The 16,278-nt window shown below is 64.4% G+C and carries 17 protein-coding genes and 1 tRNA gene; 8 read left to right on the top strand and 10 right to left on the bottom strand.

Annotation, left to right across the window (positions count from 1 at the left end; all coding sequences use genetic code 11):
- Nucleotides 1–211: 211 nt before the first annotated feature.
- Together AC07X4_RS18075 and AC07X4_RS18070 are read right to left on the bottom strand one after the other, a co-directional pair.
- Nucleotides 212–1,087, bottom strand: a complete 876-nt coding sequence (locus AC07X4_RS18075; RefSeq protein ID WP_494740862.1) for a DUF3703 domain-containing protein — start codon at nt 1,085–1,087, stop codon at nt 212–214.
- A 3-nt stretch (nt 1,088–1,090) separates the two neighbouring features.
- On the bottom strand, nt 1,091–1,753 hold the full coding sequence (locus AC07X4_RS18070) for a cation efflux transmembrane domain-containing protein (RefSeq protein ID WP_494740861.1): 663 nt from the start codon (nt 1,751–1,753) through the stop codon (nt 1,091–1,093).
- Nucleotides 1,754–1,826: 73 nt separating this feature from the next.
- Between AC07X4_RS18070 and AC07X4_RS18065 the strand changes: the two genes are divergently transcribed.
- The 4 genes from AC07X4_RS18065 (at nt 1,827) to AC07X4_RS18050 (ending at nt 4,989) form a co-directional block, all read left to right on the top strand.
- Nucleotides 1,827–2,291 carry a Cd(II)/Pb(II)-responsive transcriptional regulator gene (locus AC07X4_RS18065; protein ID WP_056065109.1) on the top strand — a complete coding sequence of 155 codons (465 nt, stop codon included), beginning with the start codon at nt 1,827–1,829 and terminating at the stop codon, nt 2,289–2,291.
- 157 nt (nt 2,292–2,448) lie between these two features.
- On the top strand, nt 2,449–3,249 hold the full coding sequence (locus AC07X4_RS18060; protein ID WP_146871848.1) for an MlaE family ABC transporter permease: 801 nt from the start codon (nt 2,449–2,451) through the stop codon (nt 3,247–3,249).
- Between the two features lie 40 nt (nt 3,250–3,289).
- Nucleotides 3,290–4,303, top strand: coding sequence for an MlaD family protein (locus tag AC07X4_RS18055; protein WP_494740860.1), 1,014 nt, complete (start codon nt 3,290–3,292; stop codon nt 4,301–4,303).
- Nucleotides 4,300–4,989, top strand: a complete 690-nt coding sequence (locus tag AC07X4_RS18050) for a hypothetical protein (RefSeq protein ID WP_494740859.1) — start codon at nt 4,300–4,302, stop codon at nt 4,987–4,989. Before AC07X4_RS18055 ends, AC07X4_RS18050 begins: the two co-directional genes overlap by 4 nt.
- Before the next feature lie 138 nt (nt 4,990–5,127).
- Here the strand turns inward: AC07X4_RS18050 and AC07X4_RS18045 are convergent, their stop codons facing one another.
- From AC07X4_RS18045 to AC07X4_RS18020, 6 genes are all read right to left on the bottom strand, one after another.
- Entirely contained in the window at nt 5,128–5,505 is a 378-nt protein-coding gene (locus tag AC07X4_RS18045) for a hypothetical protein (RefSeq protein WP_082565025.1), read from the bottom strand.
- Nucleotides 5,506–5,652: 147 nt separating this feature from the next.
- On the bottom strand, nt 5,653–5,838 hold the full coding sequence (locus AC07X4_RS18040) for a hypothetical protein (RefSeq protein WP_056064060.1): 186 nt from the start codon (nt 5,836–5,838) through the stop codon (nt 5,653–5,655).
- Between the two features lie 394 nt (nt 5,839–6,232).
- A complete protein-coding gene (locus tag AC07X4_RS18035; RefSeq protein WP_494740858.1) occupies nt 6,233–6,490 on the bottom strand; it encodes a hypothetical protein in 258 nt (85 codons plus the stop codon).
- A gap of 138 nt (nt 6,491–6,628) precedes the next feature.
- Nucleotides 6,629–6,718: transfer RNA gene (locus AC07X4_RS18030), tRNA-Ser, on the bottom strand.
- Between the two features lie 85 nt (nt 6,719–6,803).
- On the bottom strand, nt 6,804–7,721 hold the full coding sequence (locus tag AC07X4_RS18025) for an SPFH domain-containing protein (RefSeq protein WP_056064052.1): 918 nt from the start codon (nt 7,719–7,721) through the stop codon (nt 6,804–6,806).
- Between the two features lie 41 nt (nt 7,722–7,762).
- Nucleotides 7,763–8,188, bottom strand: a complete 426-nt coding sequence (locus AC07X4_RS18020; protein ID WP_099730573.1) for an NfeD family protein — start codon at nt 8,186–8,188, stop codon at nt 7,763–7,765.
- A 146-nt stretch (nt 8,189–8,334) separates the two neighbouring features.
- On the opposite strand from AC07X4_RS18020, the gene AC07X4_RS18015 reads away from it, so the two are divergent.
- Both AC07X4_RS18015 and AC07X4_RS18010 read left to right on the top strand, forming a co-directional pair.
- On the top strand, nt 8,335–10,701 hold the full coding sequence (locus AC07X4_RS18015; RefSeq protein WP_494740857.1) for an Orn/Lys/Arg family decarboxylase: 2,367 nt from the start codon (nt 8,335–8,337) through the stop codon (nt 10,699–10,701).
- Nucleotides 10,702–10,881: 180 nt separating this feature from the next.
- The gene (locus AC07X4_RS18010; RefSeq protein ID WP_494740856.1) at nt 10,882–11,442 is read left to right on the top strand and encodes a fasciclin domain-containing protein; all 561 of its coding nucleotides are present in this window, start codon (nt 10,882–10,884) and stop codon (nt 11,440–11,442) included.
- Nucleotides 11,443–11,530: 88 nt separating this feature from the next.
- Here AC07X4_RS18010 and AC07X4_RS18005 read toward each other — a convergent pair whose 3' ends face one another.
- Nucleotides 11,531–12,394 carry a DNA ligase gene (locus AC07X4_RS18005; RefSeq protein ID WP_494740855.1) on the bottom strand — a complete coding sequence of 288 codons (864 nt, stop codon included), beginning with the start codon at nt 12,392–12,394 and terminating at the stop codon, nt 11,531–11,533.
- A 95-nt stretch (nt 12,395–12,489) separates the two neighbouring features.
- On the bottom strand, nt 12,490–13,290 hold the full coding sequence (fabI, locus tag AC07X4_RS18000) for an enoyl-ACP reductase FabI (RefSeq protein ID WP_494740854.1): 801 nt from the start codon (nt 13,288–13,290) through the stop codon (nt 12,490–12,492).
- 104 nt (nt 13,291–13,394) lie between these two features.
- Between fabI and AC07X4_RS17995 the strand changes: the two genes are divergently transcribed.
- Nucleotides 13,395–15,221, top strand: a complete 1,827-nt coding sequence (locus AC07X4_RS17995; RefSeq protein WP_494740853.1) for an extracellular solute-binding protein — start codon at nt 13,395–13,397, stop codon at nt 15,219–15,221.
- An 18-nt stretch (nt 15,222–15,239) separates the two neighbouring features.
- On the top strand, nt 15,240–16,274 hold the full coding sequence (locus AC07X4_RS17990; RefSeq protein WP_099730569.1) for a microcin C ABC transporter permease YejB: 1,035 nt from the start codon (nt 15,240–15,242) through the stop codon (nt 16,272–16,274).
- The last annotated feature ends 4 nt before the right edge of the window (nt 16,275–16,278 follow it).

Genomic DNA, 16,278 nt, shown 5'->3' with positions numbered 1-16,278 from the left:
GCAGGGGAGCGGGATGGCATGGGGAAAGGGCAAAAGGATGAAGGCTGTGCTCGCGGCCCCCGGGGCAGAGGGCGGCGCACAGGCATGGGATTGGACCATGCAAGCCCCATGCCGGGCTTGTCGTGCGTCAACTTCCGGGTGCCAGCTTGCCATCGCACCAGTCAGCCGGTTACTCCTGATTTGATAGCTACTAGCACATATGATTCAAGCGCTAGCATCCATTTTTTGGTTGAAATTGGGTGGCCGATAGGCTGGCAGCTGCCAACGCACCGTCGATCAGCCGCGTGATGTGCGGCTGCGGCGCCATGGGCGCCAGCGCACTGATCTGCGCCCGGCCCGTGTTGCCGATGGGCAGCCGCGCCAGCGCGTGGCCCAGGGGCACCAGTGCCAGCCGCAGTACCTGTCCGCCGGCCTCGCGCAGGTCGCGCAACTGCAGGGCGTAGCGCAGCATGGCGCTGTGTGACCGCCAATGCAGGGACAGCGTGGTCTGCCCCAGCACGTGCGCGGCCTCCAGCCAATGCCAGCGGGTGGCTGGCGGTGCGTTGGCATCGCGCGCAAACGCAGTCAGCAGGTGGTCGAACGCGCGCTCCCTCTGCAAGGGGTCAGCCATGGGTGCTGCAGCGTGGCGCGCCGCCAGCTGGCGCCAGCGCCGTTGTCGGTGCCGGTAGAACACCTGGGCAAACGCCGCGCTCAGGGGCGTCATCAGCCAGGGCAGGTGGCGCGCGACCACGTCGATGTCGTCGGTATAGAGCGTGCGGCCGTCCGGCAGCGGCTGCAGCGTGATGCCGTGGTCCCAGCGCCGCATCAGCGTGCCCTCGCCGTTGTCGCGCAGCGTGGGCCAGGCACCGGCCTGGGCAGATGGCTCGATGGAGATGCGCACGGTTTGGGAGCCCATGGGCAGCAGCCCCAGCAGCCGCATCTGCAACGGCAGATCACCGGGAGACCAGTGGGTGGGCCAGGGCGCGCCGCCAGGGCGCTTGAACCGCACCAGGGGCGCCGTAATGTGGCGAAACACAGCGGTGCTTTGCAGTTGCGCAGCCACCCATTCGGGCGGTGCGTTGAGCGGAGTGGACAGGCGTACGCGCATGGATCAGTGCCCGTGTGCTGCGGGGGCGCCGGCGGTGCTGGCCAGCTCCTGCCGCGCGTGGCGGATCACGCTCCAGCCGCCGCTGATGGCCAGGCCCGCCATGACGGCCGCCACAGCCAGGTCGGGCCAGGCCGTGCCCGTGCCCAGCACCCCCAGCGCGGCCGCCATCACGGCCAGGTTGCCCAGCGCGTCGTTGCGGGTGCACAGCCACACGCCGCGCATGTTGGCGTCACCCTCGCGCCAGGCGTAGAGCAGGGCGGCCACACCCAGGTTGGCCGCCAGCGCCAGCAGGCCCACGCCACCCATGGTGAAGGGCTCGGGCGGAACCCCTTGCCACACCCCCCAGGCCACCCGGCCGATCACGAACACGCCAAACGCCAGCATGCTGGCGCCTTTGAGCAGGGCGGCGCGTGCGCGCCAGGTCAGCGCCATGGCCAGCACCCACAGCGACAGGCCATAGTTGGCCGCATCGCCCAGAAAGTCGATGGCGTCGGCCAGCAGCGACGCCGAGCCCGAGTGGGTACCCGCGCCCAGTTCCACCACAAACATGGCGGCGTTGACGACGAGCGCAATCCACAGGATGCGGCGGTAGCGCGGGTCTGCGCTGGCGGGGGCATCGTGGCTGTGGCCGGGGGCGCTGTGGTCGTGATGGCAATGGGCGGACATGGTGTTTTCTCCTGGCGGTTTTGGAAAGCGATGGCATCATTGGGAACCTTAAAGTCACTTGAAGGTCAAGCCCATGGATCCCCACGCTGCACAGTTCCGCATTGGCGAGGCCGCCCAGCAGTCCGGCGTGTCGGCCGCCAACATCCGGTACTACGAAAAAGAGGGGCTGCTGCCGCCCGGTGCGCGCGGCGACAACAGCTACCGCCTGTACAGCAGCGCCGACGTGCACCAGCTGCGTTTCATCCGCTTGTGCCGCGCCATGGACATGTCGCTGGACGAGGTCAGGACCTTGCTGGCGCTGGACTGGGACAGCAAGACGGACTGCCATGCCGCCTGCGACACGCTGGATGCACACCTGGTGCATGTGCGCACCCGCCTGGCCGAGCTGCAGGCGCTGGAGGCCGACTTGCAGGCGCTGCGCAGCCGTTGCGATGGCGCGGACGCCACCTGCCACATCATCGAAGCGCTGCATGCGCGGGCTGACGCGCAGCCAGTGGGCGTCAACGCCCCTCCCGGCCAGGGCAAGCGCCATGTGTGAGCAGTTGTTGTACGGCGCGGCTGCGTGTGTGCTATTTGCTATCTAATTGATAGCTACTTGGGCATATGTTTGTAGCGCTATCGCCCGAAAATGGCCCAAATATCTCCAGAAGCCTGTCATGGGCTGCCCTGGCGCATGCCCCCGCTATGATCCGCCCATGATCTCGCGCCTTCCCGGCCTCTCCCTGCCCGAACGTGTGTGGAACACGGCGCGGCGCTGGGCGGTGGCCTGGTGGCGCATCCTGTACCTGGGTGCGGTGGTGCTGGTGCTGGTGTTGTCGCCGTCCAGCTACGGCAAGGGCACCCGCCGCGCGCTGGCCCGGCACCTGTATCTGGACACGGCGCCGGTGCTGCTGGGTTTCACGGTGCTGGCGGCGCTCATCAGCCTGGTGCTCACGCGCATTGTGGTGGTCACGGCGCTGAGCTACGGGCTGTCGCGCTATGCGCTGGAGATGGTGATCCGCGTGCTGGTGCTGGAGCTCATCCCGCTCACAGCCGCCTTGTTTGTGGCCATGCGCTGCACCATTCCCAACGGCTCGCAACTGGCGCACCTGCGGCTTGCGGGCCGGTTCGAGGCGCTGCGCCGCCAGGGCTCCGACCCCGTGCGCATCGAACTGCTGCCCCGCGTGATTGCCGGGGTGTTTGCCTGCGTCACGCTGGCTGCGCTCAGTTGCGTGGTGGCGCTGGTGCTGGCGTACCTGGGGGTGTACGGCTTCAACATGGCGGGGCTGCCGAGCTATACGCGCATGTTCGGCCAGGTGTTTTCGCCCAGCGTGACCATGGTGTTTGTGCTCAAGACCCTGTTCTTCAGCCTGGCCGTGGCGCTGATCCCCATGGCTGCCGGGCTGTATGACAGCGGCGAACGCACCCAGCCCGACTCGGAACTGGGCGGCCTGGCCCGCATGTTTGCGGTGCTGCTGCTGATCGAGGTGGCCTCGCTCATGGGCAACTACTACTGACGGCCCGCGCCGGTCGCACCTACCCGCATAAACCCACGACATGAACGACCATCCTCCTCACCCATCGCATGGCCCCGCCGGGGCCGACGCGCCTCCGGTCGAGACCCTGCGCCCGGTGGCCTATCTGGAACTCAAGGCTGCGGCGCTGCTGCTGTTCACCTTGGCCCTCATCGTGGGTTCGGGCCTGTACCTGCTGTATGCGCGGGGTGCTTTTGAGCCCACGCAGACGCTGGTGCTGACGGCCGATGACTCCGAGGGCGTGGTGGTGGGCATGGACATGACCTTCTCGGGCTTTCCCATTGGCCGCGTGCGGCGCATCGAGCTGGCCGAATCGGGCAATGCCCGCATCCTGGTGGACGTGCCCCGCAAGGACGCGCACTGGCTGCGCGAGTCCAGCGTGTTCACGCTGGTACGCGGTCTGGTGGGGGGCACCAACATCCGGGCGTACTCCGGCATCCTGACCGACCCCGCACTGCCCGATGGCGCCGTGCGGCCGGTGTTGCGCGGAGATGCCACGGCGGAGATCCCGCAGCTCATGGCGACCGCGCGCGAGCTGCTGACCAACCTGAACGCCCTGACGTCGCCCGACGCCGCGCTGGGCAACACCCTGACCAACGTCAAGGCCCTCACGGAGCGCCTGAACGGGCCGGGCGGCGCCCTGGGCGTGCTGATGGGCAACGAAGCCGACGCGAAGAAGATTGTGGCCACGCTGGAGCGCACCAACGCGCTGCTGGCGCGCCTGGACGGTATGGCCGCCCGCGCCGACAAACAGGTGTTTGGCAGCGAGGGCAACAAGGACGCGCTGGTGCCCGAGGTGCGCGCCACCGTGGCCCAGCTCAATGGTTTGTTGTCCGACACCCGCACCAGCCTCAAGAAGGTGGATGCCGTGCTGGTGGAGGCCCAGGCCATCGGCGCCAATGCCCGCGAAGCCACGACGGACTTGGGCGCGCTGCGCGCCGAGGTGGAAAGCAATCTGCGCAAGGTGGAAAGTCTGGTCAACGAGATCAACCGCAAATGGCCCTTTGCACGCGACACGGAGCTGAAGCTGCCATGAACCCCTCTGCTGCACTTCGTTTGCGGGCTGCATTGCGGCTCCTGTCCATCGGCTGTGCCTTCGCATTGGCTGCGTGTTCCAGCCAACCCCCGGTGCCTGACTGGCAGATGAATGCCCAGGGCGCGTCCCAGAAGGCCATCGAGGCCTACCTGTCCGGCAATGCGCGCGTGGAGAAGCTCGAATGGGACCGGGCCCGCGCCGAAGTGGCGCGCACGGGCCGCCCCGATCTGCTGGCGCGCCTGGAGCTGATGCGCTGCGCGGCCCAGGTGGCGAGTCTGGTCACTGAACCGTGCGAGCGTTTTGAGGCCTTGCGCGCCGACGCCGCCGCACCCGAGCAGGCCTACGCCGACTATCTGGTGGGCCGGGTGCAAACCGGCCAGGTGGCTTTCTTGCCACCGGCGCAGCGTGCGGTCGTCACGGCGGGCAACGCTGCCACCTTGGCAGGCATTGCCGACCCCCTTTCGCGCCTGGTGGCGGCGGGCGTGTTGTTGCAGACGGGGCACGCCAGCCCCGCAGTCATCGCCACAGCCACCGATACCGCTTCGGCACAGGGCTGGCGCAGGCCGCTGATGGCATGGTTGCTGCTGCAGGTGCAAAGGGCAGAGGCTGCCGGGGACACTGCGGCAGCCGACGCATTGCGCCGTCGCGTGAGGGTGGTGGAGCAGTCGGGGTCTACGTCTCGATAGCGTTGGCCGCCACGCTAGCGAGGAGGCAGGTAACGAGCCGTGGCGCAGGCAAAAAAGCTGCCCGAGTTGCTTCAACAACCGCTACTCAAGCCGTTGACCAGGCCGCCAGAAGCTCCATTGCCGCTGCGGGTGGCTTCGTCAGCGCAGGCGAGCCTGCAACTGGGTCTCAATGTCGTCTCGCTCCATGGCGAACTGCTGGGGGCTGATCTCGTTGGACTCCAGCTTGCGGGCCACAGACAGCAGCAGCACCGTGTTTTCGAGACGCGTGTCTTGTTGCAGTGAGGGGGGAAGGGCGGTCAGGCGGTCAAAGCTTTGCTTGTACAGCTCGCTCCAGCTCATGGCCCCTGCCTGGGCCTGGGCCCTGGCACCGTCGTACCAGCGCGAGAACTCGTCCAACGCGTTGTCGCGGGGACTGGAACAGCCCGCCACAGCGGCCAGCAACACCATCGAACCCCAGAATTTCGGGGAGTGAATTAAGGAAAAACGGTTTGCAGAGATGCGAAAACGTGTGGTCACGATCGTCCTCCATTCCAGAATGCCACCGAAAAGTCCCGGTGTGCAGCGCCGAATGGTACTCCGATGCTATGCTTTTTACTACTGTGTTGCTGTTTGGACCCACACGCGCTGCAGCGCAGCGCCAGCCACTCCTGCACGCATCACAGCTCAGTGGTCCAGAAAGCTGGTGGACAAAATCTGGTCGAGCCCGGTAAGCCCGTGCGACATCGAATCCACAGACTGCACGGCCACGTCCGGCATCAGCAATGACACCGCCGCCAGCACTGCCAGCACCACGGTTCCGATGAACGCTATCAGCGCGCGCGCTCCCGGCGGTAAGGAATGGCGTTTCATGGTGAAGTCCTTTTGAAAAAAGGGGTGGGGGCCGCAATGACCTCCCGGTGCAACCTCAATGGCTGCTGGCTAGGATTTCAGCAAAGTGCCGCAGTTCCGCGTGTAAGACAAGTGCCATAACAGGGCTCCATGGGCAACTGTTACGGCCTGTTGCCTTTACAAACCTGCCAGAAACGTTCCGCGCATTGCAAGCGTCCGGAGGTCCGGATCAGGGCCTTGAGTTGGAGGCGGATGGAGTGCCAAGCGGACGGACTGCAGAGGGCTCCTGTGGAGCCGTCCAGCGGTCATCGCGGCATGAATAGATCAGGGCGCGGGCGTCTGAATCCAAGCGGTGATTTGGGCAATGGCATCCTGCTCGATGCCAATGAAGCCGGGCCAATCTTGGTCAGCACACTCACCACCGATGGGGGTTGGCGCCGCCATGGAACACCATGAGCTTTTTGACCGGCGCCCGCGCCAGCCCTCTCAGAATGGCGGGCGTATCGCTGGCCTGGCAGTGTTTGCAGCCGTTCCTGGCATGGTGGTAGACCAGCACCGGGACCTGTATGGCCTGCAGGTCCAGTGTGGGCACTGCACCCGGTGTGCTCCTGCGCACCACGCTGGAGGTCAGCCCCCGCCCCGCAATCGCAGGGTCGTTGACATGAATGGCCATGGCTGTCGCAGACACTGTCATGCACCGAGCGGGGCGCACAGTCGTTGATGTTCAGCCCAAAGCGCCGGGGTCCTGTGTGCAAAAAGCCAGCCCCCACAACAAAAAACCCAGGTGACCGGAATCACCTGGGTTGATATGTGGCGGAGAGGGCGGGATTCGAACCCGCGGTGGGGATTAGCCCACACACGCTTTCCAGGCGTGCGACTTAAACCGCTCATCCACCTCTCCGAAGCCCTCGATTATAGCCATAGGATTGGGTGCATTCCGGTCACTGATCGGTGTCACCTGAAAATTTCAGTGGGCCGACACGTTGTCAGCCTGCCTTTTGGGATGTCTGCACCATCTTCATCGCCGAGCCGATCAGCGCCGAAACCTCGGTCATGTTGCTGGGCACGATGAGGGTGGTTGTGGCGTCCGACGCGACTTGGCTGTAGGCGTCCACGGCTTTTTCAGCCACCTTGAGCTGCACGGCCTGCTCGCCACCGGGCTGGCGGATGGCTGCGGCCACGCGTTCGATAGCCTGGGCGTTGGCTTCGGCCACGGCCTTGATGGATTCGGCCTCGCCCTGGGCCTTGTTGATGACGGCCTGTTTTTCGCCCTCGGAGCGGGCGATGAAGGCCTCACGCTCGCCGGTGGCGATGTTGATCTGCTCCTGGCGGCGGCCTTCTGAGGCGGCGATCAGTGCGCGCTTCTCCCGCTCCGCTGTGATCTGGGCCTGCATGGCGTGCAGGATTTCCTTGGGCGGGGTCAGGTCCTTGATTTCATAACGCAGCACCTTCACACCCCAGTTCAGGGCGGCTTCGTCGATGGCCTGCACCACCTGCGCGTTGATGATGTCGCGCTCTTCGAAGGTCTTGTCGAGTTCGAGCTTACCGATGACCGAGCGCAGCGAGGTCTGCGCCAGCTGGGTCACAGCCATGATGTAGTTGCTCGACCCATAGCTGGCGCGCATGGGGTCGGTGACCTGAAAGTACAGGATGCCGTCCACCTGCAGCTGCGTGTTGTCGCGCGTGATGCAGACCTGGCTGGGCACATCGAGCGGAATTTCCTTCAGGCTGTGTTTGTAGGCGACCTTGTCCACAAAGGGGATCAGAAAGTTCAGCCCGGGAGTCAGCGTGCCCGCATATTTGCCCAGGCGTTCCTTGACCCAGGCGTTTTGCTGGGGCACGACCTTGACCGAGCGGGCGATGAAGATCACGGCAATGATCAGGATGACGATGGCAATTTCCATGGGAAACCTTTCTTGGGTGATCGACAGGGAGTCTTCGGTGTTTACAGCGGGTCCACCAGCAAGCGGTTGCCCACCAGCTCGGCGACGCGATGCATGCCAGTAGACGGGGTGACGCCGGGGCGGTGCATGGCCGTCCATTGGGCGCCCCGGTACTTCACGGTGGTGGTGCCGTCGGGGCTCCAGCTTTCGATGAGGATGGTTTCGCCTACGTCCATGTTCACGCTGCGGTCCGCACGTGCAGACGGATCGCCGGGGCGCTTTCTCCGCAGCAGGTAGCAGGCCACGACGGCCCCGCCGCCCACAATGGCAGCCGACACCATCTGCATTGCGGACGCCAGGCCCAGGTGGGCGGCCAGGGCGGCGGCTACCAGCCCCAAGGCCACCATCAGCAAATAGAACGTGCCGGTGAGCAGTTCTGCCACGACAACGGCCCCTGCTGCCAGCCACCAGATGGTGGATGCCTCCATGTAGAACCTCCTTGTGTGGTTGTGTTTAGTGCACCACATTCTGGGTCAAAAGGATGGCAGTTCAAAGGCGCGTCAACGTTATTCCTTACACTTCGCGCCTATTTCGTTTTTTGGCCGGGCAGGCCACGGCTCCTTGGAGGCTGCGCATGAAGTTTCGCTTTCCCATCATCATCATCGATGAAGACTATCGTTCCGAGAACACCTCGGGGCTTGGCATTCGTGCGCTTGCACAGGCCATTGAGGCCGAGGGCTTTGAAGTGGTCGGGGTCACCAGCTATGGCGATCTCTCGCAGTTTGCGCAGCAGCAAAGCCGCGCCAGTGCCTTCATCTTGTCCATCGACGATGAAGAATTCTCCGAGGGCGAAGGGCTGGACCCCATCGTGCTGAGCCTGCGCAACTTCATTGGCGAGGTGCGCCGCAAGAACGCCGAAGTGCCCATTTATGTGCACGGTGAGACCAAGACCAGCCGCCACCTGCCCAACGACATCCTGCGCGAGCTGCACGGCTTTATCCACATGTTCGAGGACACCCCCGAATTCGTGGCGCGCCACATCATCCGCGAGGCCAAGAGCTACCTGGAGAGCGTGCAGCCACCCTTCTTCAAGGCGCTGCTGGACTACGCCGAAGACGGCTCGTACAGCTGGCACTGCCCCGGTCACTCCGGCGGCGTTGCCTTCCTGAAGAGCCCCGTGGGCCAGATGTACCACCAGTTCTACGGCGAAAACATGCTGCGCGCCGACGTGTGCAACGCGGTGGAAGAGCTGGGCCAGCTGCTGGACCACAACGGTGCCATTGGCGAGAGCGAGCGCAACGCCGCGCGCATCTTCAATGCCGACCACTGCTTCTTTGTGACCAACGGTACGTCCACGTCCAACAAGATGGTGTGGCACCACACTGTGGCGCCCGGGGATGTGGTGGTGGTGGACCGCAACTGCCACAAGTCCATCCTGCACAGCATCATCATGACCGGGGCCGTCCCTGTGTTCATGAAGCCCACGCGCAACCACTTCGGCATCATCGGCCCCATCCCGCAAAGCGAGTTCGAGCCCAAGGCGATCGAGGCCAAAATCAAGGCCAACCCGCTGCTCAAGGGCGTGGATGCCAAGAAGGTCAAGCCCCGCGTGCTGACGCTCACGCAGTCCACCTACGACGGCGTGCTGTACAACACCGAGACCATCAAGGGCATGCTCGACGGTTATGTGGACAACCTGCACTTTGACGAGGCCTGGCTGCCGCACGCGGCGTTCCACCCGTTCTATGGCAGCTACCACGCCATGGGCAAAAAGCGCACACGCCCCAAGCACTCGGTGACGTACGCCACACAGTCCATCCACAAGCTGCTCGCCGGTATCAGCCAGGCATCGCATGTGCTGGTGCAGGACTCGCAGACCACCAAGCTCGACCGCCACCTGTTCAACGAGGCCTACCTGATGCACACCAGCACCAGCCCTCAGTACAGCATCATCGCCAGCTGCGATGTGGCCGCCGCGATGATGGAGCCACCTGGCGGCACCGCGCTGGTGGAAGAAAGCATCCTGGAGGCACTGGACTTCCGCCGTGCCATGCGCCAGGTGGAGGAGGAGTTCGGCAAGAACGATTGGTGGTTCAAGGTCTGGGGCCCTGAAAAGCTCACCGACGAGGGTATTGGTCGCGCGGAAGACTGGATCATCCGCAGCGACAGCAAGAGCAAGAAGGGCAGCAAGTGGCACGGCTTCGGCCAGCTGGCTGACGGCTTCAATATGCTGGACCCGATCAAGTCCACCATCGTCACGCCGGGTCTGAGCCTGGACGGCAAGTTCGACAAGACTGGCATCCCCGCGTCCATCGTGACCAAGTACCTGGCCGAGCACGGCGTGGTGGTGGAGAAGACGGGCCTGTACAGCTTCTTCATCATGTTCACCATCGGCATCACCAAGGGCCGCTGGAACACGCTGCTGACTGCGCTGCAGCAGTTCAAGGACGACTATGAGAAGAACCAGCCCATGTGGCGCATCCTTCCCGAGTTCTGCCAGCAGCACAAGCGCTACGAGCGCATGGGTCTCAAGGACCTGTGCCAGCACGTGCACGAGATGTACGCCAAGTACGACATCGCGCGCCTGACCACCGAGATGTACCTGTCGGACCTCACGCCCGCCATGAAGCCCTCGGATGCGTACGCGCACATTGCGCACCGCACCACCGAGCGCGTGGAGATCGACCACCTGGAAGGCCGCATCACCGTGGGTCTGGTCACACCGTACCCCCCAGGCATTCCGCTGCTGATTCCGGGCGAGGTGTTCAACAAGAAGATCGTGGACTACCTCAAGTTCGCGCGCGAATTTGCCAAGCTGTGCCCCGGTTTCGAGACCGATATCCACGGCCTGGTGGAAGTGGAAGACGAGAACGGCCAGGTGCGCTACTACGCCGACTGCGTGGCAGAGCAAGGCAAGACCGGCAAGAACCCCAAGCCACTGGCAGCGGCCAAAAACCTGGTGCAGGTGGGCGACGACGGTTCGTACGGGCGCAACGTGTAAGCAAGTCTTCGCGCTGGTGTGTGGGTGCACCTGCGTCTCGAAAATCGCTCCCCCGGCATGGCTGGCGGAGCGATTTTTTTGTGCATTTGAATCCGCTGTTGTGGTGCTGCCGTATTGACTGTCAGCCGCGTGGTTTTCATGCGGTGACGACTGTCTTCACACACCTCTCAGGAGATTCCCATGACCCTTCGATTCAACGCCCGCCTTGCCGCCATCGCCCTCACCGCAGCCATGGCCGCTGCCGCAATGCCTGCCGCAGCACAGGTCATGGTGGGCGGTGCGCCCATGCTGGCCAGCAAGGACATCATCGACAACGCCGTGAACTCCAAGGACCACACCACCCTGGTGGCGGCGGTCAAGGCGGCAGGCCTTGTTGAGACGCTGAAGGGCCCCGGTCCGTTCACCGTGTTTGCGCCCACCAATGCGGCGTTTGCCGCATTGCCCGCCGGCACGGTGGACACGCTGCTCAAGCCCGAGAGCAAGCCCACCCTGACCAAGGTGCTCACCTACCACGTGGTGGCGGGCAAGTACGACGCTGCTGCGTTGTCCAAGATGATTGCTGACGGCAAAGGCATGGCCAGCCTCAAGACGGTGGCGGGCGGTACGCTCACCGCCAAGGCCAGCGGCAATGCCGTCATGGTGACGGACGAAAAGGGCGGTACGGCGACGGTGACGATTGCCGACGTGTACCAGTCCAACGGCGTGATCCACGTGGTGGACAAGGTCCTGTTGCCGAACTGATTGCGCAACTGATGGGAGGGGCTGCCCGCCCGCTGGCATGGCCGCCGCATCGCAGGGCCGGGATCGGCCAGGGGTCGCTGTGGCCCTGTCAGCGGATCGGCGGCATGTCCTCTCGCACCCGCACGAAACTCGCGAAGCGCGGCACTCCGCTGTCGTGGGTGCCCCGAAAGCGGTAGGTTACCCAGCTGCCCACGGGCGGCGGATGGTCGCGCTCGGTGTCGGTCAACCCTGCGCCCAGCCGGAACCGCTGGCCGGAAGGCATCTCCACCACCAGGGCACCCAGCCGCCCCGCGTGGCGGCCTTGGCCGGGCAGATGGGCCACCACGCGGGCCTCGGTGTCTTCGTGGGTCTTGACCTTGATGAGGTCGTCGCTGCGCCCTGCGCGGTACATGGATGCGCCACGGTGCAGCATCAGTCCTTCGCCGCCCGCACGCACGGTGCGCAGCAGCAACTTCTGGAGTGCGGCGTCACTCGCCACACGCTGTTGTGGCACCGCCTGCACCCAAGCCTGGTCCAGCGCTTCGACCAGCTTGTTCAGTGCAGGAAGGCGCTGGTCAAACGTGCCGCCATGGGCGGGCAGGTCAAACACCATAAAGCGCATCTCGCGCCATGCGGCATCTTCCGGCTGCTGCTGGCGCACGGTGGACTGGGCGTGGCTGAATCGGCCGCGTCCTGCCCACAGCTCGCCGTCCATGGGAGTTTCAGGCCAGCCGGCAGTGAACCATGCCGGGGCCGCCACGGTCTCGCCACCCCGCGTGCGCAGTGTGTGGCCGTCCCAATAGCCGCGCACGCCATCGTATTTTTCGCTCACCCAGTAGTCCGCCAGCCGCATGCCGGGGCGGTACACATTGGCCAGCAACAGGGCGGGCGCGTCAGCGGCCCAGGCCTGGGGTATTGCAAGTGCCGCCAGGGGTGCAAGGCCCATACAGGCCAGCCAGTGTCTGCGGAGCATAGGTAGGGTGGTGCTATCAAAAAAATAGCTTCTAGCGCATGATTTATGTGCGCTAGAAGCCAATTACGTAGTGAGCGTGTAGCCCTTGTGAGGATTTACACCTGGTCGGCGCTCAGGCCCGCTGTCTGGCTGAAGCCGCCATCCACATAGGTGATCTCGGCGGTCATGCCCGAGGCCAGGTCCGACAGCAGGAAGGCCGCCACATTGCCCACGTCCTCAATCGTGACGTTGCGACGCAGGGGCGAGGCATCGGCCACGCGGCTGAGCAGCTTGCCAAAGTCCTTGATGCCGCTGGCAGCCAGCGTCTTGATGGGGCCTGCGCTGATGCCGTTGGCGCGGATGCTGCGGCCGTCTTCGGTGCGGCCCACGGCCTCTGCCAGGTAGCGCACGCTGGCTTCCAGGCTGGCTTTGGCCAGACCCATGGTGTTGTAGTTGGGGATGGAGCGCAGCGCGCCCAGGTAGCTCAGTGTCAGCAGCGACGACTTGTCGTTCAGATAGGGCAGGGCCGCCTTGGCCATGGCCGGGAAGCTGTAGGCGCTGATGTCGTGTGCAATGCGGAAGCCTTCGCGGCTCAGCCCGTCCAGAAAGTTGCCCGCAATCGCTTCGCGCGGTGCAAAGCCGATGCTGTGCACAAAGCCGTCAAACTTCGGCCAGGTCTGCGACAGACCCGCGAACATGCGCGCGATCTGCTCGTCGCTGGCCACGTCGCAGTCAAACACCAGCTGGGAGTTGAACTCGGCCGCAAAGTCGGTGATGCGGTCCTTGAAGCGCTCGCCCACGTAGCTGAACGCCAGCTCGGCACCTTGCTCGTGGCAGGCCTTGGCAATGCCGTAGGCGATGGAGCGGTTGGACAGCACGCCCGTGATGAGCAGCTTCTTGCCGGTCAGAAAACCCATGTGAAATCTCCTTGTGGAATAGCGGAATGCAGGCTTGGCGCCCGGTGCATGTGGATATGCGGCTTTGGCTGCAAGCCCCTGCGAACGTAGTGCAGAATTGTCGCATGCGGTTTTGGCTGGCTTTGTTGCTGATGGGGTGTGCTGTTCCAGCGTGGGCAGCGCATGCGTATGCCTTGTGGGGCGCGCCGCGCTATCCGGCGGGTTTTGCGCATTTCGACTACGTGAATCCCGACGCCCCCAAGGGCGGCGAGTTGCGGCTGGTCAGCAACCTGCGCGTCTCCACCTTCGACAAGTACAACCCGTTCACCATCAAGGGCAACGCACCCGCCTACCTGTCGTCGCTGATGTTCGACTCGCTGCTGGTGGGCTCCATGGACGAGACCGCGACCGGCTATGGTCTGCTGGCCGAGGACGTGGAAGTCGCCCCCGATGGGCTGTCTGCCACGTTCCGCCTACGGCCCGAGGCGCGGTTTCACAACGGCAAGCTCGTGCTGGCCCAGGACGTGAAGCACAGCTACGAAACGCTGGTGGGTCCCTTCACCTCGCCTGCGTACAAGACTTTGCTGATCGAGGTGGCGGGCGTGGATGTGATCAACGACCGCACCGTGCGCTACCGCTTCAAGCAACCCAACCGCGAGCTTCCCATCACCGTGGGGGGCTTGCCAGTGTTCAGCCGCGACTGGGGCGTGGAAAACGGCAAGGCCAAGCCCTTTGACCAGGTGGTGATGGACATCCCCATCGGCAGCGGCCCCTACAAGATCGGGCCCGTGCGGTTTGGCAAGGACATCACCTATGTGCGCGACCCGCAGTACTGGGCGCGCGACCTCAATGTGCGCAAGGGCACGGCCAACTTCGACCGCATCCTCGTCAAGATCTACAAGGACAACACGGCGCGGCTGGAGGCCCTGAAGGCGGGCGAGTTCGACCTCATGCGGTTCTTCAGCGCGGGCGACTGGGCCCGCCGCGTCACGGGCAAAAAATTCGACACCGGCGAGCTGGTCAAGGGCGAGTTCAAGCATAAGCTGCCGTCGGGCTTTCAGAGCTACGTGCTCAACACCCGCCGCCCGCTGCTGCAGGATGCGCGCGTGCGAGAGGCCCTGGGCCTGGCGATGGACTATGAGTGGATGAACCGCCAGATGTTCTACGGCGCCTACCAGCGCGTGAACGGCCTGTTTGGCAACACCGCGTGCGAAACCAGGGGAAGCCCGTCGCCCGAGGAGCTTGCGCTGATGGAGCCCTACCGCAAAGACATTCCCGCAACCGCCTTTGGCCCCATGACCATGCCCCCGCGCACCGACGGCGATTCGTCATTGCGTGCCAACCTGCGCCGCGCGCAGGCCCTGCTCAAACAGGCGGGCTGGGAGGTGCGCGATGGTGCCCTGCGCAACGCGAAGGGCGAGGCCATGGTGCTGGAATACATGGACAGCAACGAAGGTGGAGTGCGCACCATCACCCCCTGGATGCGCAACCTCGAAAAGATCGGTGTCACCTTGCGCTTCCGCTCCGTGGACTTTGCGCTGTACCAGCAGCGCCTGCAGAAGTTTGACTTCGACATCACCTCGATGGCCTTCCAGGGCACCCACAACCCGGGGCAGGAGTTTGCCGACATGTTCGGCAGCCAGGCGGCCGACGTGGAAGACTCCGGCAACTTTGCGGGCGTGAAGAACCCGGCGGTGGACGCCATGATCAAGGCCATGACCTCGGCCAAAACCGAAGCCCAGCTGCTGCCCGCCTGCCACGCGCTGGAGCGCATCATTGCGCACAGCCACTACCTCATTCCGCAATGGACGGCGGCCACGCACCGCATGGCCTACAACGCCTGGAGACTGGCCAAGCCCGCCATGGTGCCGCCGTACTCCAGCGGCGAGGGTTGGGTCATTGACACCTGGTGGGCACGCATACCGCCACAGACCGCGCCCGACAAAAAATAACCACCCGCCAGCCCACCCATGTTTGCCTACATCCTCAAACGCGTGTTGCTGATGCTCCCTACCTTGCTGGGCGTGCTGCTGCTGACCTTTGTGGTGATCCAGTTTGTGCCGGGCGGCCCTGTGGAGCAGTACATGGCCGAAGCCAAGGCTGGCGTTGGCGGGGGCGGTGGAGCCGAAGGCGGCGGCCTGAGCTACCGGGGCGCGCAGGGCGTGGACCCCAAGCGGCTGGAGCAGATCAAGGCCTTGTACGGCTTTGACAAGCCTGCACATGAACGTTTTTTTCAGATGCTGGGCCAGTTCGCGCGTTTTGATCTGGGCAAGAGCTTCTTCCAGAACAAGGATGTGTGGCAACTGGTGGTCGAGAAGCTCCCCGTTTCCATCAGCCTGGGCCTCTGGACCTTCTTCATCAGCTACCTCGTCGCCGTGCCGCTGGGTGTGGCCAAGGCGGTGCGGGCCGGGTCGCGGTTTGACCTGGTGACCACGCTGCTCATCCTGCTGGGCTACGCCATTCCGGGCTTTGTGCTGGGTGTGGCGTTGCTGGTCATCTTTGGCGGGCAGCTGCAGTGGTTTCCGCTGCGAGGGCTCACGTCGGCCAACTGGGACGAGCTGTCCTGGGGCGCGCGTATCGTGGACTATCTGTGGCACATCACGCTGCCGGTGATCGCCATGGTGCTGGGCAGCTTTGCCGTGACGGCCATGCTGACCAAGAACGCGTTCCTCGAAGAGATCCGCAAGCAGTACGTGCTGACGGCCCGTGCCAAGGGCCTGAGCGAGCGGCAGGTGCTGTGGAAGCATGTGTTCCGCAACGCGCTCATCCCCATCATCACCGGGTTCCCCGCTGCCTTCATCGGTGCGTTCTTTGCGGGCTCGCTGCTCATCGAAACCCTGTTCTCGCTCGACGGCTTGGGCCTGCTCAGCTACGAGAGCGTGATCCGCCGCGACTACCCCGTGGTGCTGGGCACGCTGTATTTGTTCACGCTGATCGGGCTGGTCACCAAGCTCGTCAGCGACCTTTGTTATGTGTGGGTGGACCCGCGCGTGAAGTTTGACTAGCCCG

Source organism: Acidovorax sp. GW460-11-11-14-LB4 (assembly GCF_059423685.1).
This window is presented reverse-complemented; position numbering and strand designations above follow the sequence as displayed.